Annotated in this window: 22 protein-coding genes and 1 pseudogene; 13 read left to right on the top strand and 10 right to left on the bottom strand. The window is 52.6% G+C overall.

Translation table 11 applies throughout. The features are described 5' to 3' along the window. Positions 1-18: 18 nt before the first annotated feature. The 5 genes from AB8615_RS10435 to ubiB all read right to left on the bottom strand — a co-directional run bounded on the left by AB8615_RS10435 (position 19) and on the right by ubiB (position 4,681). Positions 19-699: a hypothetical protein gene (locus AB8615_RS10435; protein WP_409432527.1), complete on the bottom strand. Its 681-nt coding sequence runs from the start codon at positions 697-699 to the stop codon at positions 19-21. After that, positions 696-1,151 (bottom strand): dUTP diphosphatase, encoded by a 456-nt coding sequence (gene dut / locus AB8615_RS10430; RefSeq protein ID WP_409432526.1) that lies wholly within the window; start codon positions 1,149-1,151, stop codon positions 696-698. Before dut ends, AB8615_RS10435 begins: the two co-directional genes overlap by 4 nt. Before the next feature lie 74 nt (positions 1,152-1,225). Further along, the gene (locus AB8615_RS10425) at positions 1,226-1,867 is read right to left on the bottom strand and encodes a hypothetical protein (RefSeq protein ID WP_409432525.1); all 642 of its coding nucleotides are present in this window, start codon (positions 1,865-1,867) and stop codon (positions 1,226-1,228) included. Next, positions 1,864-3,069 (bottom strand): bifunctional phosphopantothenoylcysteine decarboxylase/phosphopantothenate--cysteine ligase CoaBC, encoded by a 1,206-nt coding sequence (coaBC, locus tag AB8615_RS10420; RefSeq protein WP_409432524.1) that lies wholly within the window; start codon positions 3,067-3,069, stop codon positions 1,864-1,866. The genes AB8615_RS10425 and coaBC overlap by 4 nt, the downstream gene beginning before the upstream one ends. Before the next feature lie 52 nt (positions 3,070-3,121). Then, positions 3,122-4,681, bottom strand: a complete 1,560-nt coding sequence (gene ubiB, locus AB8615_RS10415) for a 2-polyprenylphenol 6-hydroxylase (protein ID WP_409432523.1) — start codon at positions 4,679-4,681, stop codon at positions 3,122-3,124. A 275-nt stretch (positions 4,682-4,956) separates the two neighbouring features. On the opposite strand from ubiB, the gene AB8615_RS10410 reads away from it, so the two are divergent. Beyond that, on the top strand, positions 4,957-6,000 hold the full coding sequence (locus AB8615_RS10410; protein ID WP_409432522.1) for a ribonucleotide-diphosphate reductase subunit beta: 1,044 nt from the start codon (positions 4,957-4,959) through the stop codon (positions 5,998-6,000). A 166-nt stretch (positions 6,001-6,166) separates the two neighbouring features. After that, positions 6,167-6,967: a tyrosine-protein phosphatase gene (locus AB8615_RS10405; protein ID WP_409432521.1), complete on the top strand. Its 801-nt coding sequence runs from the start codon at positions 6,167-6,169 to the stop codon at positions 6,965-6,967. 9 nt (positions 6,968-6,976) lie between these two features. Here AB8615_RS10405 and AB8615_RS10400 read toward each other — a convergent pair whose 3' ends face one another. From AB8615_RS10400 to AB8615_RS10390, 3 genes are all read right to left on the bottom strand, one after another. After that, entirely contained in the window at positions 6,977-7,642 is a 666-nt protein-coding gene (locus AB8615_RS10400; RefSeq protein ID WP_409432520.1) for a TadE/TadG family type IV pilus assembly protein, read from the bottom strand. Positions 7,643-7,677: 35 nt separating this feature from the next. Next, the gene (locus AB8615_RS10395) at positions 7,678-8,235 is read right to left on the bottom strand and encodes a TadE/TadG family type IV pilus assembly protein (RefSeq protein WP_409432519.1); all 558 of its coding nucleotides are present in this window, start codon (positions 8,233-8,235) and stop codon (positions 7,678-7,680) included. A 147-nt stretch (positions 8,236-8,382) separates the two neighbouring features. Then, positions 8,383-8,937, bottom strand: a complete 555-nt coding sequence (locus AB8615_RS10390) for a pilus assembly protein N-terminal domain-containing protein (protein WP_409432518.1) — start codon at positions 8,935-8,937, stop codon at positions 8,383-8,385. A 303-nt stretch (positions 8,938-9,240) separates the two neighbouring features. Between AB8615_RS10390 and AB8615_RS10385 the strand changes: the two genes are divergently transcribed. The 10 genes and pseudogenes from AB8615_RS10385 to AB8615_RS10340 all read left to right on the top strand — a co-directional run bounded on the left by AB8615_RS10385 (position 9,241) and on the right by AB8615_RS10340 (position 19,004). Beyond that, the gene (locus tag AB8615_RS10385; RefSeq protein WP_409432517.1) at positions 9,241-9,414 is read left to right on the top strand and encodes a Flp family type IVb pilin; all 174 of its coding nucleotides are present in this window, start codon (positions 9,241-9,243) and stop codon (positions 9,412-9,414) included. Positions 9,415-9,488: 74 nt separating this feature from the next. Then, complete coding sequence (locus tag AB8615_RS10380; RefSeq protein ID WP_418152355.1) at positions 9,489-9,662, top strand: Flp family type IVb pilin; 174 nt, start codon at positions 9,489-9,491, stop codon at positions 9,660-9,662. A 172-nt stretch (positions 9,663-9,834) separates the two neighbouring features. Then, a complete protein-coding gene (locus AB8615_RS10375) occupies positions 9,835-10,008 on the top strand; it encodes a Flp family type IVb pilin (RefSeq protein ID WP_409432515.1) in 174 nt (57 codons plus the stop codon). Positions 10,009-10,107: 99 nt separating this feature from the next. Further along, positions 10,108-10,614: an A24 family peptidase gene (locus tag AB8615_RS10370; protein WP_409432514.1), complete on the top strand. Its 507-nt coding sequence runs from the start codon at positions 10,108-10,110 to the stop codon at positions 10,612-10,614. A 262-nt stretch (positions 10,615-10,876) separates the two neighbouring features. Continuing rightward, positions 10,877-11,728, top strand: a complete 852-nt coding sequence (cpaB, locus tag AB8615_RS10365; protein ID WP_409432513.1) for a Flp pilus assembly protein CpaB — start codon at positions 10,877-10,879, stop codon at positions 11,726-11,728. A 1-nt stretch (position 11,729) separates the two neighbouring features. Then, positions 11,730-13,913: a CpaD family pilus assembly lipoprotein gene (locus AB8615_RS10360; RefSeq protein WP_418152354.1), complete on the top strand. Its 2,184-nt coding sequence runs from the start codon at positions 11,730-11,732 to the stop codon at positions 13,911-13,913. A 46-nt stretch (positions 13,914-13,959) separates the two neighbouring features. Continuing rightward, positions 13,960-15,588, top strand: a complete 1,629-nt coding sequence (locus tag AB8615_RS10355; protein WP_418152353.1) for an AAA family ATPase — start codon at positions 13,960-13,962, stop codon at positions 15,586-15,588. 6 nt (positions 15,589-15,594) lie between these two features. Next, positions 15,595-17,009: pseudogene (locus AB8615_RS10350) on the top strand (CpaF family protein). Positions 17,010-17,012: 3 nt separating this feature from the next. Next, the gene (locus AB8615_RS10345) at positions 17,013-17,999 is read left to right on the top strand and encodes a type II secretion system F family protein (protein WP_409432508.1); all 987 of its coding nucleotides are present in this window, start codon (positions 17,013-17,015) and stop codon (positions 17,997-17,999) included. Positions 18,000-18,008: 9 nt separating this feature from the next. Next, positions 18,009-19,004, top strand: coding sequence for a type II secretion system F family protein (locus tag AB8615_RS10340; protein WP_409432507.1), 996 nt, complete (start codon positions 18,009-18,011; stop codon positions 19,002-19,004). Positions 19,005-19,130: 126 nt separating this feature from the next. Here the strand turns inward: AB8615_RS10340 and AB8615_RS10335 are convergent, their stop codons facing one another. Beyond that, positions 19,131-20,093: a tetratricopeptide repeat protein gene (locus tag AB8615_RS10335; RefSeq protein ID WP_409432506.1), complete on the bottom strand. Its 963-nt coding sequence runs from the start codon at positions 20,091-20,093 to the stop codon at positions 19,131-19,133. Between the two features lie 137 nt (positions 20,094-20,230). Here AB8615_RS10335 and AB8615_RS10330 point away from each other — a divergent pair, with 137 nt between their 5' ends. Next, entirely contained in the window at positions 20,231-21,643 is a 1,413-nt protein-coding gene (locus AB8615_RS10330; protein ID WP_418152352.1) for a leucyl aminopeptidase family protein, read from the top strand. Here AB8615_RS10330 and AB8615_RS10325 read toward each other — a convergent pair. After that, positions 21,611-22,714 carry a hypothetical protein gene (locus tag AB8615_RS10325; RefSeq protein ID WP_409432504.1) on the bottom strand — a complete coding sequence of 368 codons (1,104 nt, stop codon included), beginning with the start codon at positions 22,712-22,714 and terminating at the stop codon, positions 21,611-21,613. The genes AB8615_RS10330 and AB8615_RS10325 overlap by 33 nt on opposite strands. Positions 22,715-22,762: the final 48 nt, after the last annotated feature.

Genomic DNA, 22,762 nt, shown 5'->3' with positions numbered 1-22,762 from the left:
CTTTTGTTTCTCTAGTTTCTAATCTTCAAAGGTTTTCGACCTTACATCGATATCGGCGGGTAAGCCAATTCGTGACATAAAATGCCTGCCGAGAAAGCTAACTTCAATACTGACAGGTGAGCTTTTCCGATTGCGGACTTTTTCTTCTAATAAACCTAATCTAAGGAGATTGTTTTTGCCAAGCTCATACAAATTATTATCGATAATTTCCCTGCTACCGGATGCTTGAGAGTGAGATTTTGGACGAACAACTACGTCCCAGTGAGAGCGGTCATTGCTGGAACTGCCATATGATTGGCAATAAGCGTTTAAAATAATGATTTCGTCATCATCAATTTGATCCAAAAGGCGGAGTAATCTTTTCTGTCTAATTTGATCTATACCATCTAATTTTAGTCCAGACGAAACAATATGTGCGATATAATCGATTCTTGTCTCGCTAGTCGCACGAGCAGCTTGGATGGCGCCATCTTCAATAAATCCAACGTTCTCAGGCTCAGTGGGGTCAATCGATTGTTCAAGTTTTGAAACTCGCTCATTTAACTTGCGTGCATAACTTATAACCCGATCAATTCGAAGTCCTGGAACAGTATTTAATGCTTCGCCGACCGCTCCGCCGAAGATGGGGATTATGCCTGCTACAGCTCTAGATGCCGCGATTATTTTGTCTTTGTCGTTTTCGTCTAGGTCATCACTCATGCAACCCCCGTACTCCCAAAGCCGCCAATGCCGCGAGCGGTATCTGATAGGTCGGTAACGCGTTCAAATTCGGGTTGGGTGATGGGGGCGATAACCATTTGGGCGATGCGCTCGCCGCGATTAATGACGAAAGGCGCGTCGCCGTGATTGATCAGCAGGACTTTCACTTCGCCGCGATAATCTGCATCAATCGTGCCGGGGGTGTTCAGGCAGGTTACGCCGTGCTTATAGGCCAAGCCAGAGCGCGGGCGGATTTGGGCTTCATATCCAGCAGGCAGAGCCATAGCGAGACCTGTTGGAACAAGGGCGCGCGCGCCGGGGCGGAGGGTCATGGGTTGATCACTCGGCACAGCAGCGCGGAGGTCTGCGCCCGCTGCGAGGACGGTTTCGTATTTCGGTAGGTCTAGCTCGCCGAAATGGTCCAGCGTTTTAATTTCGACGATCAGGGACATGGGCGGCCTTATGAGTTTGGGCCAGTCTGGCCTTGTAGTGATGGCCGACAAATCGGCGCGAGATTCGCGCTAATCTATTCTAACTCGCGCCGCTTTTCCAGTGAGAGTGGTTTTTGTTTCGTGGACTTATCCTCTGCCGCGTCTTCGGTGTCTGTGTCAGCATCAGTGTCAGCGTTATTATCTTCGGTTTCGTCCGAAGTGTCTTTCGCCGCAGCGTCTTCTGCTTCGACATCTGCGGCATCCAGATCGTGGTCACGCTCATTGAAATTCGCCATGCGAGCGTCGAGCGTCGCTTGGGCAATCTCGCTTAGGTCTTCGCCTTTATGGACGTAGTGAAACTCGCCGTCCTTATAGTAATAGGTGACGAGGTCTGACTCCGCGCTATCGAAGTTTTGTGACAGCACAAAAGGGATACCTGTGGCGAGGACTTTGAAGTCCGCTTCATTGGCAATAACGCTTGCGCGGCGGCACATCACGGCCCGAATTTTCAGGTCTCCGATGAATTGATTGACCTCTGCGCCGTCTGTGTAAACGTCGGCCAAGAAGTCTGCAGCGGGGCGGTAGCTCGCGACCTGTGTGCCGCCATTCCCGTTTTCGTCCTTAATCTCTTCCAGCAATACAAGCTCGCAATTCGCGATATTGTCGGCGAATGCAGACGGGGCGAGCGTGGCTAAAAAAAGCGCAGACAGAGTCGGGCGAAGAAGCTGTTTCATCATAGAGCCTTTACAATTTCGCGCGCCAGTTTTCTGGCAGCAGCGGATTTTGTCATGCGGGGCCAGCTATCCTCACCGTCGTCCCTGACAATGATCATCGCGTTTTGGTCGCCGCCCATGACGTCCCCTGATACATCATTGGCCACGATCCAGTCACACCCTTTTCGCAGTCGTTTCGCACGTGCGAGGGTTACAACTTCGTGAGTTTCGGCAGCAAAACCGATGACGAGGGCGGGGCGTTCTTTGTGATCGCCAAGCGTTTTGAGGATGTCAGGGTTCTCAACTAGCTCTAGCGGGGCAGGGCCGTCTTTGGGTTTTTTGGTCTTTTTGTCTGTGCGCGCAGCGGGCCGCCAATCGGCGACAGCGGCGACAGACACAAATACATCGGCGGGCAAAGCGGCCTCGCACGCGGCAAGCATTTCGACTGCTGTTTCGACCATGACACGCGTAACGCCCATGGGTGCGGGCAGGGTGACAGGGCCAGAGACAAGCGTGACTTCTGCGCCTTGGTCAGCCAAAGCCTGCGCGATCGCGTAGCCTTGCTTGCCCGAGGAATGATTAGACAGATAGCGCACAGGGTCCATCGGTTCGCGCGTTGGGCCAGCGGTGACGAGCGCGCGTTTACCCTGCAGCGGTTTATCCGCGCGCCACCCATCCAGCGAGGTATCGCCCATCAGCGCGGCCTCGACCGCATCGGCAATCGCGTCGGGTTCCGCCATGCGGCCTTCGCCAAATTCTCCGCAGGCCATATCGCCTGCGTCCGGGCCGACGAACATTGCGCCGTCATCGCGGAGTTGCGCGACATTGCGCTGCGTCGCCTCGGCCTCCCACATGCGAACATTCATAGCGGGGGCGTAGAGGACGCGGGTGTCTGTTGCCAGCAAGGTGGTGGAGGCGAGGTCATCGGCCACGCCGTGCGCCGCGCGCGCGAGGAGGTTAGCGGTGGCGGGGGCGACGACGATCAGGTCGGCGCTGCGAGATAACTCGATATGGCCCATCTCTGCCTGCTCGTCCAACTCCCACAAATCGGTCAGTACGGTCTCGCCCGTCAACGCGCCTGCGGAGAGCGGCGTCACGAATTGCGACCCGCCTTTGGTCAAAATCACCTTGGAAGTGATGCCCCGCTTGGATAGCTCGCGAATGAGGAAGAGCGATTTATAAGCCGCAATCCCACCGCCAATAATGAGTAAGACATGTTTGGTCATGGGAGAGTTATAGAGCTTGGCGAACAGATTGACAAAGCTAATTCGGGGGCCGCTACATCTGCGCCCAGGCCCATGCGCCGCCAAGCGCGATGGCGGCCCCGAGGCCAGCGTAAGCGAACGGGCGGAGGGTGGAGGGTTTTTGGACTTCGACCTTGCGAGTTGCGCCAGAGAGGTCGATCTCGCCGTCGGCCCAAGCTTGGGCGAGCTTGGCGATGTTATCTGTCGCGCCGGGCAGAATGTCGAGCGTGCGGCGCGTGCGGTCTAGGCCGTCGAGGAAATCATTGAGATAGCGTTCTGGGCCAAGTTCGCGGCGCACAGCTTTTTCCACAATCGGACGTGCGGCTTCCCACATATCGAAATTCGGATCAAGGCGACGCGCAACGCCTTCAGCTTGCATCATCGTTTTTTGTAACAGGAGCAGTTGCGGCTGCATTTCCATATCGAAGATATCGGTAATCTCTAGCAGTTGTAGCAGCACTTTCGCCATCGACACATCTTCGGCTTTTTTACCAAATATAGGTTCTCCTACAGCACGGAGAGCGCTCGCGAAATCTTCGACGCTGTGATGGGGCGGGACGTAGCCAATGTCGAAATGCACTTCCGCGATCTTGTAATAATCGCGCTGCAGAAAGCCGTAAAGCGTATCGATTTCAAATCGGATTTCCGCATCACCGAGGCGGCCTAGAATTCCAAAGTCGAGCAGAACAAGCTGCCCGTTCTCGTCTACGATCAAATTGCCCTCATGCATGTCGGCGTGGAAGACGCCGTATTCAAAAGTCGAAGACAGAAAGCTTTGGATGACTTTGCGGGCCAACTCTTTGCGGTTGATATCAGGATTTGTCAGGACTTCGTCAGAGGAAAGATGCACGCCGTCAATCCATTCGCTGACCAGCACATTCTTACCAACCAAATCCCAATGCAGGTCTGGCACGCGGAAGAGGTGCGTCTCTTTGGCCACATCTGCGAGTTCTGAGGCGGCGGCGGCTTCGAGGCGCAGGTCAAGTTCGAGCATCACGGAACGGCGCGCTTCTTTGACAAAGTCTTTGGGGCGGAGGCGGCGGATTTTTGGCACGAATTTATGTGCCAGATTTCCGACCAATTCGATCACGTCCATATCGCGTGTCATGCGGCGTTGGATATTCGGACGGAGGATTTTGACAGCAACCGTCTCGCCCGTTTTCAATGTGCCTTTATGGACTTGCGCAACAGAGGCTGCGGCAATGGGCTCGGATAGATTGCTCAGTTTATCTTGCCACGGCGTGCCCCATTCTTCGGCCAGCATTTGCTCTGCCGTTTTCATGGGGAAGGGCGGGACTTTGTCCTTGAGGCGAGAGAGCCCGCGCGCGAACTCTGCGTCAAACATATCACCGCGTGTTGAGAGGATCTGCCCGAATTTGATATAGGCGGGGCCGAGGCGCTCTAGGGCGGTCGCGAACCGCTCGCCCGCATTGCCGCGGCGATTGCCGAAGCTGAAAATCCGCGACAGCCAACCGACGACCCGCACGGGCCACGGCACGAGCTTTTCATATTCCTTTGGCACTAACGCATCATGGCGGATCAGCACCCAAGCGGTTCGCAGCAAGCGGAAAAATGTCATCAAGCCTTTGATCATAGGGCTACTTAAGCGGTTTGCGTTGTAAAATATATGGGCATCTTGCCGCCGCCTTGCAATTATTGCGCTAGGCGAGGTCGCGACTTATCCCCGTCACACACAGGCTATAACGGATGCGACGAAAAAGTCGCAGAAATTAACCATTTCGGTCTTGCAAGGATGCCCAAAACCGCACTACATCTAGTGCTGTAGACGAATTGGTAACCCATATGTGGTTATTTTTCACGTAAATTGAATGGTTTAGCCACCATATAGCGTTCCGAGGGGATAGAATCATGGGTAAAATGGACGACATTAAAGTTTCAAAGTCTGGGCTTTTGACGCCTAGCTTGTCGTATAAACCCTTCCGCTATCCATGGGCCTATGAGTTCTGGCAAAAGCAACAGCAAGTCCACTGGATGCCCGAAGAGGTGCCGTTGGGTGAGGATTGTAAGGACTGGGCGACCAATCTGAACGCGAATGAGAAAAACCTCCTGACGCAGATTTTCCGTTTCTTCACGCAGTCCGATGTCGAAGTCGGTGCGAATTATATGGAAAACTACATGCCGCTATTTAAGCCAGTGGAAGTGCGCATGATGCTGGCGTCATTCTCCAATATGGAGACGATCCACATTGCGGCTTATGCACTCCTGCTGGAGACGATCGGTATGCCAGATAGCGAATTTTCGGCCTTCATGGAATATGAAGAGATGGCGGCCAAGCATGATTATCTCGGCAAATTTGGGGTGGAGACAGACGAAGACATTCTGACCTCTATGGCCGTATTTGGCGCGTTCACTGAGGGACTGCAGCTCTTTGCGTCTTTTGCAATGCTGATGAACTTCCCGCGTCTGAACAAGATGAAGGGCATGGGCCAAATCGTAACGTGGTCAATTCGGGATGAGAGCCTGCATTGTGAAGGCATGATCAAGATGTTCCACACCTTTGCCGCCGAAAGTGGCGCGCTGACGCAAAAGGTCAAAGACAATATCATTGAGTGCTGCCGCACGGTGATCAAGCTCGAAGATAAATTTATCGATCTGGCCTTTGACATGGGCCCAGTCGAAGGCATGACGTCCGAAGACATCAAGCAATATATCCGCTACATCGCCGATTGGCGTTTGGGCCAGTTGGGACTTGAGAAGATTTACGGCATTACAGAGCATCCGCTGCCTTGGCTGTCTGAAATCCTCAACGGTGTCGAGCATGCCAACTTCTTCGAAGCGCGCGCGACGGAATATTCCAAAGGCGCGACAGAAGGCAAATGGCACGGCGAAGACGGCGTATGGGGTAAGTTTGAAGCGATGCAAAAAGCGACCGCTATTGAGGCGGCAGAATAAGCACATATGCGTCCGTTAAAACGGGCATTTGATTAAATTTTATAAACGCGGGTCACCTAAAAGTGGCTCGCGTTTTTTGTGACTGTCGTATATCGGCGGTCGTAATTTCTCCCGATTGCGACTAATTGCGGCTGGCGCTTTTGGTTGAGCCTGATAGACGGTCTTCATGTCACTTATTGCTCTGTCTGATCGTCTCTTCGATTTCCAATCGATTTATAATTTTCGCGACTTTGGTGGGTATGCCGCTGCGGATGGGGCGCGGGTGAAGACAGGGCATCTGTTTCGTTCTGCGCATTTGAATAATTTGAATGATAGCGAGCTTGGCACGATTGGCGATTTGGACATTGGACTGATCGTGGATCTGCGCCATGCGCCAGAGCGAAAGCGTCAACCGTCGAGATTGCCCGACACGCCGCCGCTTGTTTTTGAATTTCCTGACCCACCAGAGACACAACATGATGCTGTCGCCCCGCATGAGGCTTTCATGCAAAATGATCTGCAAACGCCAGATGATTCTTATCAATATATGATGCGGTCTTATACGGCGCGTCCGGATGATGCTGGGTTTCAGGCGATCTTCAAAGATACGCTGCTGCACTTGATTGACGATCAAGACCGCAAGGGGGTTCTGGTGCATTGCGCGGCGGGCAAAGACCGCACAGGGACGCTGGTTGCGCTGATCCAAGGGCTGCTGGGTGTGTCCAAAGACGATATTTTGCACGATTATATGCTGACGATGGAAGCGGTGGACATTGATAAAATGCTAGAGCCCGCCGCGCAGATGTTTACCCAACGCTATGGCCGCCCCATCGCGCCAGAAGCTATCCGTCCGATGTTTAGTGTTGCGCCCGAATATCTTGAAGCGTCCTTGGGCAAAATGGGCGACATGACCGACTATACAAAAAATGTCCTGAAACTCTCGTCTCAGGACATTGATCTGTTGCGCCAAATTTATTTGGAAAATTAGACGGCAGGCTTAGCCGTTATCGTCATCTTCGCCACTGGCAGCGCTGGAACAAATAACGGATGACGGGTTTGTTGCGGAGCAGCTAAATTCTGTCCCTTCGGCATCCCCGAACTGAACGGCAGCGGAGCGACGAGGCTTTAGCAAAAATGTCTCGCGCAGGTTCACGTCTGTCTTCATATATTTCAATTTAAGCGGCTCAAACACATAGGCCGTGCGAGCGACAACGACGCCTGACGTCTGATTAAGAATACGCGAATCAAGCGATTCAGGGTCAAACGGTTTAAAGGTTTGTGGCCCGTCATTAAGTATCGCCTTGCCGAGCAAAACCACGTCACCATCCGCATTCATCGAATAGCTAGCGACCTCAAGCTTATAGTTTTCGGTGTCGTTAATATTGGCGATCTGTAGCGTAGCCGCCATAATCTCGCTCATATCTTCAGCGGAAACTTTGGCGATTTGCGTGGCCAAGTCACCCGCAACACTCGTGCTTTGTGAAATCTTGCGGTCTACAGAAATCGCCTGCGCAATCTCTGCCAGTCCGAAATACATAGCGATCATCACTGGCGCGATAAGCGCAAATTCAACCGCAGCGATGCCGTTCGTATCAGATCGTAATTCTGCAATCTTGCGGGGCAAGGCAGTGGTCAGTAATTTTGTTTTCAATAGTGTTTTCATGGTCTCATCCTTATCTGCAATGGAGGCGTGTGGGCTTATCCGCCGCATGCACCGCCATCTGGGAAGGGTTCATTCCGGAAGGCCGTAGAGGCCTGCAAAATACGTGAATTTGATCCTGGCGTAGAGTTCAACCGTGTCAGCTGTGCGGGCAAAGCCAAATCATATTTAAATAGAGCTTGCACAACGACGGGCTGTCCCGCTGTTGTTTCGATGTAACTCGCAGGTGGCAAAACGCCTGTGTCAGGGTCGGGCTTTGGCGGCGAAATGTCTTTGAACGAGGGTGCCGTCATGACGTTGATTACAACATTATCGCTGCAACCCGCCATGTTGTTCATGCCTTCGCAGACGAGCGCTTTAAATTCGGCCTCGCCGCCGCAAGGTTGGAATAGGCCCACACGGATCTGACGTCCGGCTTCGGATACAGAGTGGGTGAGGGTTGAATTAATAAAGAAAATGATGGCCAGTTCGATAATACCAAAGGCCAGCATGAAAAAGGGGATCGCAACGATCGCAAATTCAATCGCGGTCGCACCTTCATTGTCTTTTTGGAATTTGCGCACGATCGCCCGCGCGCGTAGATAATATCGTTTCATGGTCCCACTCCTTTGCGATCTTACACGCAGATGCCGTGAGACTTAGAGATAATATATTAAGATTGCGGTAAGGAATGGTGTTAACAAATCGTTAACACGCATCTTTTTTAAGGAATTATTTAGGCTGTAACTTTGTTTTATAAAAACTTAGTTTGTACCGCCTGATAAATTCGTATCGCCACGCGATACAGAGCCTGAGCGCGAGGGCGCGCTAGTGGAAAGGTCGCTATTCTCATAGCTAGCAGCAGCTGCGTTGAAGAAGGCTGTCAAAGGATCAACCGTTTTCTCTTTGGTCGTATTGTTTTTGATAAAGGCTGGATCATCACCCAATACGGGGGAGGGTGAGCAATAAGGTGCGCAGGAATACGACTCGCGCACGTCACCATTGAACAGACGCACACCGTGATGCGGCGTTGTATGCAAAACCTGGATATTGGCATCCATCATCGTATTGCCCTCTTGATCCAGGACAACCAGATTAGTTTCGCCGAAGCCGCGACCCACGACAAAGAGTGTATCAACCGCATGGACTGACACGTCAGCAATTTTTGGATTGCCGATAATCACAGCGCTAGCCGTCGACGGGAGACGTAAAACTTGGGTCTTGTTGATCTCAACGCTATAGACTTTATCGCCCGCGAGAGCGGTTGAGCCCATGAGAGCACAAAGGCCTAAACCCATCAAAAATGTTAAAGATCGCATTTCGTACTCCACACAATTTGAAAAAAACTTAGTGTGATGTGGTGAACGAAGCGTTTACAAAAAGACGAAGTTTCGCGCAAAATTCATCTAATTCCCAGAATTTGGCCGCTATATTATAATGTATATATATAATATCCGCCCTAAACCCGCGATTTGGGCGATTTTAAGGCCAAAAATTTTTACCCAAAATTTACCGTGTCTTTCAACGGGGCAGTAACTCGCCTTCCTTATAAGCATTTTCATCAGGGATGACCCTGTCGGGGGTTATCCTCAAATTGACTAAGCATACGTGGGAGTAATGTTATGCAAAATCTTATGTCTCGTTTTATTAAAGACGAATCTGGTGCGACTGCTATTGAATATGGCCTGATCGCGGCTCTTATCGCTGTTGCCCTTATCACTGGCGCGACTGCTTTGGGTACTTCACTGGACTCAAACTTCACTGAGCTTTCAACAAAGCTTGATGGTGCTGGTTAAGTCTAGCTCTGAAACTACCGGGAAGTTCATGTGAGCTTCCCGTTTAACGAATACCGCATACTGGGAGAAATGTTATGCAAAATCTTATGACACGTTTTATTAAAGACGAATCTGGTGCGACTGCTATTGAATATGGTCTGATCGCGGCTCTTATCGCTGTTGCTCTTATCACTGGCGCGACTGCTTTGGGTATTTCACTGGACTCAAACTTCACTGAGCTTTCAACTAAGCTTGATGGTGCTGGTTAATTCCAGACCGACAAATTCGGAAGGGTCTTCTGGCCCTTCCTTTGTCAAAGAGATAGGTCGTCCATGTGGCGGCCTATTTTTTTGAAAGTAAGTATTGAGTAACTACGAATAGGCATAATTTAGAAACGCTTTGGAATTATAAGAAGCATCGGGCAAAATGACTGGGATCGCAATGACACATACAATTAAAAAGTTTTTTGAATGCGAACGCGGCGCTACCGCGATTGAATATGCACTTGTCGCGTCGCTGATTGCTGTTGCAATTATTTCTGGTGCAGCGCTATTGGGCACAGCGCTTGATACGAAATTCGACAGCGTTGCGACAAAGGTTGATAACGTCGCTTAGCTGTTATCGGCTCGCGTGCTATAGAACGACGCGGGCCTTCAACCTCATATTAAGATTATTTCGCTAAACCCCTTTCAACTTTTTGATTGGGGTTTTTTGATGTTTCCAGCACTTATTCTATTTCTCGTCTTCGTGGCCTGTATGCTTGTCGCGGCGTTTAAAGACGCGACGACATTCACAATCCCAAACTGGATTAGCTTGGCGATTATCGCTGCCTTTATCGCGGTTGTCCCGTTTACGTGGCAAGGCGTAGGCGTCTTGGGCGAGCATGTGCTGGTCGGGCTCGCCTTTTTTGCAGCTGGCTTCACCATGTTCGCGCTCGGTTGGCTCGGCGGCGGCGATGCAAAGATGATGGCCGCGACCGCACTCTGGTGGACTTGGCCAGACGCCGTGACTTACATCTTCTCGACAACCGTGGTGGGGCTAGGCTTAGCTGTGGTCATCATATTGGGGCGGAACTTCATTCCCGTCCGTGTCCTAACTTCGCCTTGGACGCACAAAATCTTCAAAGAAGAAAAGAATATGCCTTACGGTATCGCACTCGCGGCGGGGGGCGTCATTACCTTGCTGCAAAGCGACATCTATATGCAGGCACTTGCGGGGTAGCAACGGGGCAAATGACCTCCAAATAAGCTTCAAAACAAGCGCTCTGGCTCTCAGGGCGCTTTTTTATTTGGCGAAAGACAGGGCGCATTTTGATTCGCCGCTGTCCCGCAACACCCCGATTTATAACGGAAAACAGCCTTTTTCAGGAATTATGTCGTTTTAATCGCTCTTGTTAACGCTTTCTTCGTCCTCATTTTCTACGCGTTAACCATGCTTTAGAACGTCTTGGTGTAATTTACACCTGACAGCTTCTTGTGAGGGGATGATGAACACCAAAAAAATTATATTGATGGGTGCCATGCTTTTAATGGCCGGCGTGATTTTCACGCAGGTTAAAAAGCTCAACGCTCCACAGGAGTTTGAGGCGCCTGCCCCCACGATTGAAAAAGTGAAATATGAGCGCGTTTTGGCGGCGAGCGAAGATCTCGGTCTTGGCGCTCGTGTTGGATCGTCCAGCCTGCGTTGGATCGACTGGCCAGAAGAGGCGCTGAACCCGTCACTGGTCACAGAAACAAATCGCCCAGACGCGACGACAGAGCTAGAAAATTCGATTGTGCGGAGCCCGATCACAGAAGGCGAGCCGATTAACCTTAACAAACTTGTGCAAGCAGGCGATTCGGGTGTGATGGCGGCCTTGCTATCTCCGGGTATGCGCGCTGTCACAACACGGATCAGCGTCGATACAGCGGCAGGTGGCTTTATTCAGCCAGGCGACCGCGTTGACGTTATCTTGCGCCAAAGCTTCCGTATCGAGCAAAGCAAAGCTGACAAAGACAAGGGCGGTATTCGGCAAGAGCGCTTGGTTCTCGCCAATACTGTGCTGGAAAATGTCAAAGTCTTGGCGATTGACCAAGAATACTCCGTGACCGCTGAAAATGAAGCTTACGTGATCGGCTCAACGGCCACGTTTGAATTAAACCAAGAAGATGCTGAACTACTGCAAGAAGCTGCGGGCGCGGGCGATATTTCGCTGACATTGCGCGGCATGAACCGTCCGAATGCGAGATCACAGAGCGTGGCCGTCAAAGAGCGTGAAACGCTGAGTGATAAGCCGAAAACCCTGACGATTTACCGCTCTGGCCAACCCACACGTGTGGCTGTCGAGGAACAATAAGATGACGTTGAAACGACTCCCTACTTTATTATTGGCTGGCACAACGGCGCTGGCGCTGTCCGCTGGCTTGTACTTCCAAGCGCATGCTGGCAACCGCTCTTATGCGGCCATGCAAAATGTCCAAAGCACGGACGGGATTACGATTCAGTCTCCAGGCCAAGGCACAACTAACCGTTCCATCGTCGTGCCTTACAGCAAGTCGACTGTGATCGAATTACCAGAAAACGTGATGGACGTCATCGTCTCTAATCCTGACATTGTCGAAGCGATGGTTCATACGTCGCGCCGCGTTGTGTTGATCGGTAAAGAAGCGGGACAGACCAATGTTTTCTTCTATGGCCACGGCGGTAATGAGCTGCTCAACATCGATATTCGCGTTGAAAAAGACATTAACGGCCTGTCGGACCTCATTCGGCAGAACGCGCCTTCAGCCAACGTCAATGTGCAGGGCATTAATGACAAAATCCTATTGACGGGGAGCGTGCCAAACGCCGCAACCGCTGATATGATCGAAAAACTGGCCCGTATGTGGAGCTATTCAGCTAGTAGTGGCGGTTTCTTCCGCCGTAGTTCTGGCGGCACATCCGAAGACATTGTCAATCTGCTGACGATTGAAGGCAAAGACCAAGTCATGCTCAAAGTGCGCATTGTTGAAATGCAGCGCTCTGTCACGAAGCAACTCGGCATCAATCTCGGCCTTGACGGGGCGATCGGCGACACGACATTTAGCGTTCTGAACGACGTCAATTCTGATGTGGCGGGTGGCCTGACAGGGGCGTTTAACTTCCTCAATAGTGCGGGCGGTTCTTTACGGTCGCTCTCGACATCACTGCAAGCGCTAGAGCGTGTCGGTCTTGTGCGCACACTCGCCGAGCCAACTTTGACGGCGATTTCTGGCGAAACAGCAAACTTCCTCTCTGGCGGTGAACTGCCAATCCTGACGGGCGTGTCAATCGATGCGCGAACAGGACAGCTAGTGCGCGAATTTGAATTTAAACCTTACGGCGTTTCGCTCGGCTTTACGCCAGTGGTGCTGTCCGAAGGCTTAATCTCTTTGAACATCTCGACCGAAGTCTCAGAACCCACAGTTGAAAACGCGTTTGAAACAGACGGTGCGGGCGATATTCTCGGTATTCGGGTCCGCCGCGCAAACACAGTCGTCGAACTACCAGCGGGCGGCTCGATGGTGATCGCAGGTTTGATTCGCGAAGAAGCGCGGACGGCCGTCGAAGGTGTGCCAGGGGCGAAAGATTTGCCAGGTATTGGCGCGTTCTTCCGCTCACGCGACTCACAGACCGTTCAGACAGAATTGGTCGTCATTGTGACGCCGTATCTGGTCGACCCTACTCATCCTGATAAATTGCAGACGCCGATTGACGGATTTGTGCCTGAGAACGACTTGGACAATCTGCTCCTCGGACGGATCAACAAAACTTATGCCGGCAACGGTCAACCCAAAATCTCAACGGACTCGCTTAGCGGCTCCGTTCGGACATGTCGTAGACTAAGGGGAAACAGAATGCGTTTGAAACCTACAACTCTCCTGTTATCTGGGGTCGCCCTCGCCATGACATTGTCGGCTTGCGCCACGCCGAGTGCGTCCTTGCCGCCGACGGATTTACGCAACCCTATTCAAGTGGCTGAGTCGATTGAACGGCTGGAACTTTACACACGCCCAACAGGGCTAGAACTGTCAGCGCGCGATAAACTCGCCGTCGCACAATTTCTCGATGGCTACCGCTCTGGTGGTGATGGTCCGCTCTATATCAATAAGCCAGCGGGCGTTAGTGGCCTTGGCACGCAGCAAGCCGAAGCCGTGATACGCGGCCTGATGGCGGAGGGCGGTATTCCAGGTCAAGCGCTGCAAGGCGGACAATATCAGTCGCCCAAAGGGGCTCCTGCACCTGTCGTGATTTCATACCGTACGCTACAAGCGATCCCGCAGAAATGTGGTCGCCTTGGTAATTTGGCCGATACTTATAACAACCAACCTTACGCCAATTTTGGCTGCTTCCAGTCTGCAAATATCGCCGCCATGATCGGTGACCCACGACAGCTGCTAGAGCCTTATCAGCAAGGTGCGCCGAATGCCGAGCGCCGCCAAGTTGTTTACGATAAATATATTCTCGGCCAAGTCAGCGCGTCAGAATTCCCGACCCGCCAACAAATTAACGCCGAAGATTAGATTTGAATTTAGTTAGATCCACAACGGAACGAACCGGATGACCGCCATGACACAACCGCAAATGCCACACCCACAAGCCCCGCGCCCCGTTGCTCCGCAACCGCAGGCTCAGGCAGGCCAAGCCCCCGCAAATATGGGGGCGCCGCGTCCTCTTGCCATGCCAACGTCACCTGTGCCGATGCCCGCAGCCCCCATGCCAGCGGCTCCGCAGCCCATGCCAATGCAAGCGGCCCCCGCGCCCATGCCAGTTGCACCTATGCCTTCGCCCATGCAAACGGCCCCGCAAGCGCAACCTCATCAACCGCAGCCGCAACAGCAACAAGTCGTGCCGCAAATGCCAACAATGGAAGCTGCGCCGCTTGGCGAAACGCTGCCTGTGCAAGACGATATCGAAGGTCTATCCCGCGAGGGCGGCGAGCGCGCTCTGCCGCAAATCGCAATTCACGCCTTCTGTGACCGTCAAGAAACAGCGCATTGTATCAATGAAACGACCCGCGATTGGCGTATGAAGCGCACGAACATGAAGATTTACATGGGCGGCCTTCAGGCGGCTGTGGAATTCTATCACAAAGAAAACACACCCGGCTTGATCCTGATCGAGACTGGGATGCGCGGCCAAGAATTATTTTCACAACTGGAAGAGCTGGCCTCCGTCTGTGACGCTGGCACAAAAGTTGTTGTCATCGGTGCCACAAATGACATTCGCCTCTATCGTCAGTTGATGGAAAAAGGCGTGTCAGAGTATCTGGTCCCGCCGCTGCACCCGCTAAACGTCATTCGCGCCTTGGGCGATCTTTACGCTGATCCAGAGCAGCCCTTTATTGGTCGCGTCGCTGCATTCTTTGGCGCAAAAGGTGGTGTGGGTTCATCCACATTGGCACACAATGTCGCTTGGATTTTATCAGAACAAATGGCGCAAGAAACCGCGCTTGTTGACCTCGACGCCTCTTGGGGCACGACAGGTTTGGACTTTGCTTATGACAGCACGTCTGGCCTCGAAGAAGCCTTGGCAGAGCCTGATCGTTTGGACGAAACATTGCTCGATCGGATTATGATCCGTCACACGCCAAAGCTCTCAATCTTGCCGACATCAGGCTCGCTCAATATGAAGCCTGTCCTCGATTCAGCCGCTTACGAGGCAGTCGTCAGTGCCGTGCGCGGCATTAGCCCGCTCGCGATCTTGGACATGCCGCATTTCTGGACAGATTGGACAACGAATGTCCTCTCATCTGTTGACGATGTTGTGATCACAGCGACGCCTGATCTCGCTAATTTGCGCAACACGAAAAACCTGATCGACTTCCTGAAGACGCAACGTCCTAACGATCCCGATCCGATCTTTATTCTCAACAAAACGGGTGCCTCGAAGCTAGGCGAAATTTCCGTCAAAGACTTTGCGACAGCTGTTGGCCTAGAGCCAAGCCTCGTGATTGGCTTTGACCCTGACAGCTTCTTTGAAGTCACCAATGAAGGCAAAATGCTCTCTGACGTTAAAAACGCGCAGCAGACTGTGCAAGGCCTCGCCTATATTGCGAACCGTCTGAAAACGGGCAGCTTTGAGCAACGCAAAAAAGTAGCAGAACCGATTGGTAAAAAAGGTAAGCGCGGCAAGTCTGGCGATAAACCCGCCAAGGAATCAAAGCCGCTCTTTTCATTTATGAAAAAGAAGGGTTAAGCGCCCATGTTCGGTAAACGTAGCGAAGGCGGCGCGGCGCTCAAACAACCAAGCGCTCCGTCTGAAGAATTGCCAAAACCAAGTGCGGCAGCAGATGCGCCTTTAACCGCGCCGCGCCCTAACAGCTCGCGCGGCAATGAGCCGTCTGAGGAATATTACGAAACCAAGGCGACGATTTTTAACGCTTTGTTCGAGACGATTGATGTATCTGCCCTCGCGGGGATGCAGCCTGATCGCGCGCGCGAAGAAATTCGTACAATCGTGGACGAAATTATCGCCATTCGAAATGTGCGCCTGTCTGTGTCTGAACAAAGCCAGCTGATCAATGAAATCTGTGATGATATTCTCGGCTATGGTCCGCTAGAGCCGCTACTCGCCCGCGATGACATTGCCGATATTATGGTCAACGGCGCGAAGCACGTCTTTATCGAAACCAATGGTAAGATGCAGAAGACGAATATCCGCTTCCGCGACAACACGCAGTTGATGAATATCTGTCAGCGTATCGTGTCCCAAGTGGGCTACGCCGCGTGGATGAAGCCAGCCCGATTTGTGACGCGCGTTTGCTTGACGGCTCTCGGGTCAATGTGATTGCGCCGCCGCTGTCGATTGACGGTCCAGCCCTGACCATTCGGAAATTTAAAAAAGACAAACTCCGCCTACAAGATTTGGTCAATTTCCAATCTATCTCGCCAGCGGGCGCAAAGGTCTTGGAAATCATCGGGGCTTGCCAGTGTAATATCGTGATCTCTGGCGGTACGGGTTCTGGTAAAACGACTTTGTTAAACGCGCTAACGGGTTTTATTCATCCTGATGAGCGGATCATTACCTGCGAAGATGCGGCGGAATTACAGCTGCAGCAGCCCCATGTTGTGCGTCTTGAAACACGTCCACCTAACCTCGAAGGCAAGGGTAAAATTACTATGGCCGACTTGGTGAAAAACTGTCTGCGGATGCGTCCAGAACGGATTATCGTGGGTGAGGTGCGTGGCCCTGAAGCTTTCGATTTGCTCCAAGCCATGAACACCGGCCATGACGGTTCTATGGGAACGCTTCACGCCAACTCACCGCGCGAAGCTCTCTCTCGTTTGGAATCCATGATTACAATGGGCGGTTTCTCGCTGCCTGCTAAAACTATTCGCGAGATGATTGTTGGCTCTGTCGATGTGATTGTGCAGGCCGCGCGTCTGCGTGACGGCTCTCGTCGGATTACGAAAATTACCGAAGTGATCGGCATGGAAGGCGACGTGATCGTCACCCAAGATTTGATCGTTTACGAAATGGACGGCGAAGACGCCCAAGGCAATATCATCGGCGAACACAAATCAACTGGTATCGCTCGCCCTGCTTTCTGGGACCGCGCCCGTTACTTCAATCTTGAAAAAGATCTGGCCGAAGCGCTGGACGAAGCAGGTAGCTAGACCATGGATCCGCAAACACTCATAGCAGCGCTCGCCGCCGGTTTGGTGCTTTGCGTCGGTTTCCTCTTTATGGGGGAGAGCAATGGTGCCGAGAACTCCAAGCGTGTAAAACAGATCAGTGGTAAGCGCACCGTCAGCGACGGTATTATGAGCAAGCTCAAGGTCGAAGATTCTGGCGCGCGTCGGAAACAGATCGAAGAATCGCTCGGCAAAATCGAAGAACGTCAGAAGACGAAGAAGCGTAAGCGGAAGTCTTTACAAGCGCGTTTGATTCAAGCGGATTCAGCGATGAAGCCGCAAACATTTATTATCATTTCCGCCGTGCTTGGCTTGATTGTAGGGGCCGTGCCTTTTGCGCTCGGTGTTAATCCCTTGGTCTGTTTGGGGGCAGGGTTCGGTATTGGCGTCGGGTTGCCGCGCTTCATTCTGAATTTTAAAATCAATAGCCGCCAAAAGAAATTCACGTCTCATTTCGCTGACGCTATGGATATTGTCGTGCGGGGTGTGCGGACAGGTCTACCGCTGGGGGATTGTCTTAAAATTATTGCGCATGAAAGCCCGGAGCCTCTTGGCACAGAATTCCGCCGCGTTGTCGAAGGCGAAAGTCTTGGTATCCCTATCGAGGTCTGCCTAGAGCAAATGTATGAGCGCATGCCTATTTCGGAAGTGAACTTCTTCTCCACCGTGTTGGCGATCCAGAAATCAACAGGTGGTAATTTGGGCGAGTCCCTGGCCAACCTCTCCTCTGTGTTGCGGGGTCGGAAATTGCTACGCGAAAAAATTAAAGCGCTGTCCGCTGAAGCGAAAATGAGTGCGATTATTATTGGCGCTTTGCCGATCGTTGTGATGATCCTCGTCACGATTATGAGCCCAGATTATATGTACGAGCTTTACTTCACGCCGACAGGTCATCGCAATATGATGATTGGCGCGGTGATGATGGTGATGGGCACGTTGATGATGCGCAAAATGATTAACTTCAAGATTTAGGAGAGGGTGATGGAAGCTGAATCAATTACCTTATTCCAGAATTTTGCTTATGCGTTGATTGCTCTGCTGTGCGTCACAGCTCTGTATCAGGTTATCTCGCCGCTCCTCGAAGGGGATAAAAAGAAAAAGCGGATGGCGTCTGTGGCGTCGGCGCGTGAGGGCATGCGTAAAAACCGCATGGAAATGCTCAACGAAGAAGCGCGTCTGCGGGCAGATAATCGCGGGATGGCGAAGAACCTCGTTGATAAATTCAGCCTCGAAAAACTTCTCGAAGCCTCTGACCTCAAAGATAAACTCGCCCAAGCGGGTATGCGCGGGCAGAAGCCGATCTACACATTCTACGCTTTCCGTCTGGCGATGCCGATTGGCATGCTGATATTCGGTCTTGTCGTCTTTATGGGTGTTAATCCGTGGGATTGGGGCTTTATGCAGCGCGTGACGGCGACATTTGCGGCCACTCTATTGGGCTATTACTTACCTGGTATTTACGTCAATAATGTTTCGAAGAAACGCTTGGCCTCCATTATGCCAGTGTTTCCAGATGCGCTTGATTTGCTCTTGATTTGTGTGGAATCAGGGATGTCCGTTGAAATGGCATTTGGCCGTGTGGCTGAAGAACTCGCAGATAGCTCCGTTGAACTGGCCGAAGAATTTTCGCTGACAACAGCTGAACTCTCTTACCTGACTTCACGCCGACTGGCTTATGAAAATCTGGCGCGCCGGAACAATCACGTTGGTATTCGTTCTGTTGCAACGGCGTTGATCCAGTCCGAGCGTTACGGTACGCCGCTGGGCGATACGCTACGGACGATGGCGAATGAAAACCGTCAGATGCGGGTGATGGCAGCCGAGAAAAAAGCGGCCGCTTTGCCAGCGAAATTGACTGTGCCGATGATCCTGTTCTTCCTGCCAGTCTTGTTTATTGTGATCCTGACGCCAGCAGGTATGCGCCTTGCGGATGCTCTGGGCGGTCCAGGCGGATTTGGCGGCGGTGGCGGCGGATAAGACCGAAGCCCCCAAAGCCACGAATTAAAAGATATAACCTAATTAAAAAGCCGCTCCATCAGATCAATGAGGCCAAATCGATGAGGCGGCTTTTTTGTGTTTGAGATTTTGCGGACGAAGTCGCGCTTAGCGGCGTGGGCGGGCGACGTTTCGGCGCTGCGGCTGCGGCATTTGCTGTTGCGCTTGCTGCGGATAGCCAGCCGGCGGGCGATAACCTTGTGGTGCGTATCCTTGCGGCGCTTGTGGCATAGGACGCGCGGCTTGCGGTTGCACAGACCGAGAAATACGGTCCAGTACATTTGGCTGCGTCTGCGGTGCCGTAGTCCTTTGCGGATTTTGCTGAACGGGCATTTGCGGCGCAGACCTAATAGGCGCGCTTGCGACTTTCGAATCCGTCAATGATTTGCCTTGCAGCTTTAGAACTAATTCCAAATTTTGCTGCACAGCGGGGCTGGCACCTGGCATATCGGCGGCGCGTCGTAGCCAACCTTCCGCCGTCGCAGCATCCCCCGCGAGTGCGTAGCTCAGACCGATATTGGTCAAGACGTTGGGGTCATTTGGCGTAATCTGCATCGCGCGGGCATAATGCTTACGGGCCAAATCATATTTCTCGGCTTGGTCAAGGGCTGCGCCTTTCAGGGACCAAAGCCGCGCATAGCCAGGGGCAATGGCGAGCATTTGATCCAGTGTTTCCATAGCTTCAGGCGCACGTTCAGCCGCAATCAGCGACGCCGCAAATTCTGCGCCCAGATAAGGATCACGCGGATAAATCGCGCGTCCCATCTGTGTAATTTCAATCGCACGTCCGGGATTTCCCAATCGCCGCACAGCCGAAGCGAGCTTGATCGTGGCTTCGAGGTCTGATGGGTTTAGCTCATATTCGCGGGACCAGAATGCGGCTTGGGCGAACAGCTCTTGAGTTTCAATATTGTCGCGCATTTCGCGGGCGGACGGCATATAGGCTGTGCTGTCTAAATTGCTGCGAACTTCTTGCTCTTCATCGGTCAATCCCGTTGTAACCATACAACCCGTGGTGAACAGGCCTACGCTGAGCAAAGCGCTGAGTCGGAGAGATTTCAAAGCGGACATAGAGGTCTCCACAAGACGCAAAATTGCGCCGCATTTAGTTGCGTTCAATCGGTATTTCGTTAACAAACGTAAACAGAGACAGTTAATGAGACGTTAGCAAATGCACCCCATTTGCCCTCAATTACACAGGAAATCAGATGACAGAGCTATATGACCTCGCGGCAGACATGGCAGTGGATGTGCCGATCATTCCGATCTCCGCCTTGCGCCCTGATATGTGGGACGCGGCCTTTGCGCGCCTCACACCTGCCCAGCAGACTTATGCCAAAGCGCGCGGGTTTTCTGCCGAAGCAGGGCAGCGTTTGCGACTGCCTGATGCTGACGGGCATGTGGCGCATGTGCTGTATGGCTGCGGCGCTGCGGACAGCGATGAACTGGGTCCTATTCGTCTGGGCGGCTTGTCAGGAAACTTGCCAGAAGGGCATTACCGCTTGGATAAAATTCCTGCGGATTGGACAATGCGACTGGCCGCGATTGGCTGGGGCATGGGGGCTTACCGGTATGAGGTTTACTTACCCACACAGGTCACCCCGCCAACCCTCGTCCTGGAAACGGATGTCGATTTGGCGGAAATTAAAGCCGTGGTAGACGGCACCGCCTTGTGTCGCGACCTCATCAACATGCCTGCAGGAGACCTCGGGCCAGTTGCCTTGGAAGAGGCTGCGATTGATTTAGCGGAGAGTTTCGGCGCAGAGCATCGTTCGGTCGTTGGCGAAGATTTGCTGGCGCAGAATTATCCGATGATCCACGCCGTCAGCCGCGCGGCGCATGAGTCGCCGCGTCTCGTTGAATTTGAATGGGGCAATCCCGACCATCCGCGCCTCGCGATTATTGGCAAGGGTATCACATTTGATACGGGCGGCGTGAATATGAAAAGTTCCGCGGGCTCTCGGATTATGAAAAAAGATATGGGCGGAGCAGCGCACGCATTGGCGCTGTCGCATATGATCATGGCGACAAAGCTGCCTGTGCGTCTGCATTGCTTGGTCGCGATTGCAGAAAACGCTGTATCAGCTGGCGCGTATCGCCCTGGCGATATTCTACCGTCGCGAGAGGGTTTAACTGTTGAGATTGACAATACAGACGCGGAGGGTCGCCTCGTGCTGGGAGATGCGCTGTGTAAGGCAGCGGAAGATAAGCCCGTTTTGATGATTGATTTTGCAACGCTAACGGGGGCGGCGCGTGTCGCGCTGGGACCGCATTTGCCGCCGTTTTTCTCCAACCGCGACGCACCGATTGAGGGGGTGATGGAGCAAGGTCATCGCGAGCGTGATCCCGTTTGGAATATGCCGCTTTGGCAGCCTTACAATTCTATGCTGAGTTCCCCCATTGCGGATTTGAAAAACTCTGGTGGATCATTTGCTGGGGCTGTGACGGCGGCGCTATTCTTGGAGCGCTTCGTCAAAGGGCTGCCGTGGATGCACATTGATACCTATGGTTGGAACCCGAGTGCGCGGGCAGGGCACCCGAAAGGCGGCGATATGTATGCCGTTCGCGCGCTCTATGCGTGGCTGAAATCAGGTGGGCTTAACGGCAGCTTCACCAAATAGGTGGTCGCGCCAAGTGCGTAGATAGGCGATCCCAAAAGCAAAGCTAAGCGAGAACGCTAACGATCCCACGATCAGCGCGAATGTCGGAATGTTCGGTGAGAGCAGAAGTAAAACCTGCGCCGTGGGCCAAAGGGTCAGGAATGTCGGCAGCACGAGGTTCGGCCAATTTCGGAATATCGCGACCCGTTTTTGTAAGGCTAGTAAAGCCAGATAGCCCCAAAACATTGAGCCGAGAATATCTGCGCTCGGCGTCCAATGACGTGACCCTTGAGGCGTAAGAATCGCGAAGGCTGTGGCCGAGCAGGCGAGCGCAATTAAGATAATTAATTGCAGTTTGCCGGATTGCGGAAGGCGATTTTTCAAATGATAGGCTGTCATCCCTGCGCCAAAGGCATAGCCTAGTTTTAGCCCTGGAACCAGCGGCCGCAAAATATCGGTTCCGCTTGTGACTGTATATTGAATGGCAACCGCATAGGCGATCATCGCGGCGATTGTGCCAGCAAGAAGCGCGTGCTGGCGTTGCAAAATTCCAAACCGCCAGATCAAGGCCACTGCGATATGAAACACGGCTCCCCAGCGCAATGTCCAGATCGCGCCTTGGACGAGGCAATCATACTTCGCGCCTTCCATCAGGCCGGGCAAAGGCTGGCTCGGGCGGATCAGGGTTGCGGTCTCTAGGAAATATCGCGCTAATTTTGGAACGGATGCCCATGTGCGGGCCTCTGGCGCGGCGAATAATGGATAGAGAATTAAGACAACAATCGTCGTGACCAAGATCAGCAAAGGGTAAGTGCGGCAGGCGCGTGATATTAGATATTGCTTTGGTGTTTTGCCGAGATTCAGGCTCCGCATAGCGAGCCAACCCGAGATCACAAACAGCACTTGGATACCGTACCAGCTGGGGTCATAGCCCCAATGATGACCCCATTCTTGCTGCCCTAATCCCACACTCATGGTCGAGGCATAGCCAATCCCAATCGCCAGTACAGCCAGAAGGCGCACCGCATTGAGTTGTGTCAAATGCAGAAAATCTTGCGATGTTCCGACAGGTTTTTCGGCAGAGCGCGTCATAGCGCTAGGCCATAGCAAAAAAGTCTTAAAAAAATTCATTGGTTTTTG

The organism is Litorimonas sp. RW-G-Af-16, assembly GCF_048319245.1.
GTDB lineage: Bacteria > Pseudomonadota > Alphaproteobacteria > Caulobacterales > Maricaulaceae > Litorimonas.
The sequence above is the reverse complement of the archived record's forward strand: the minus strand, read 5'-3'. Positions and strand labels throughout refer to the sequence as shown.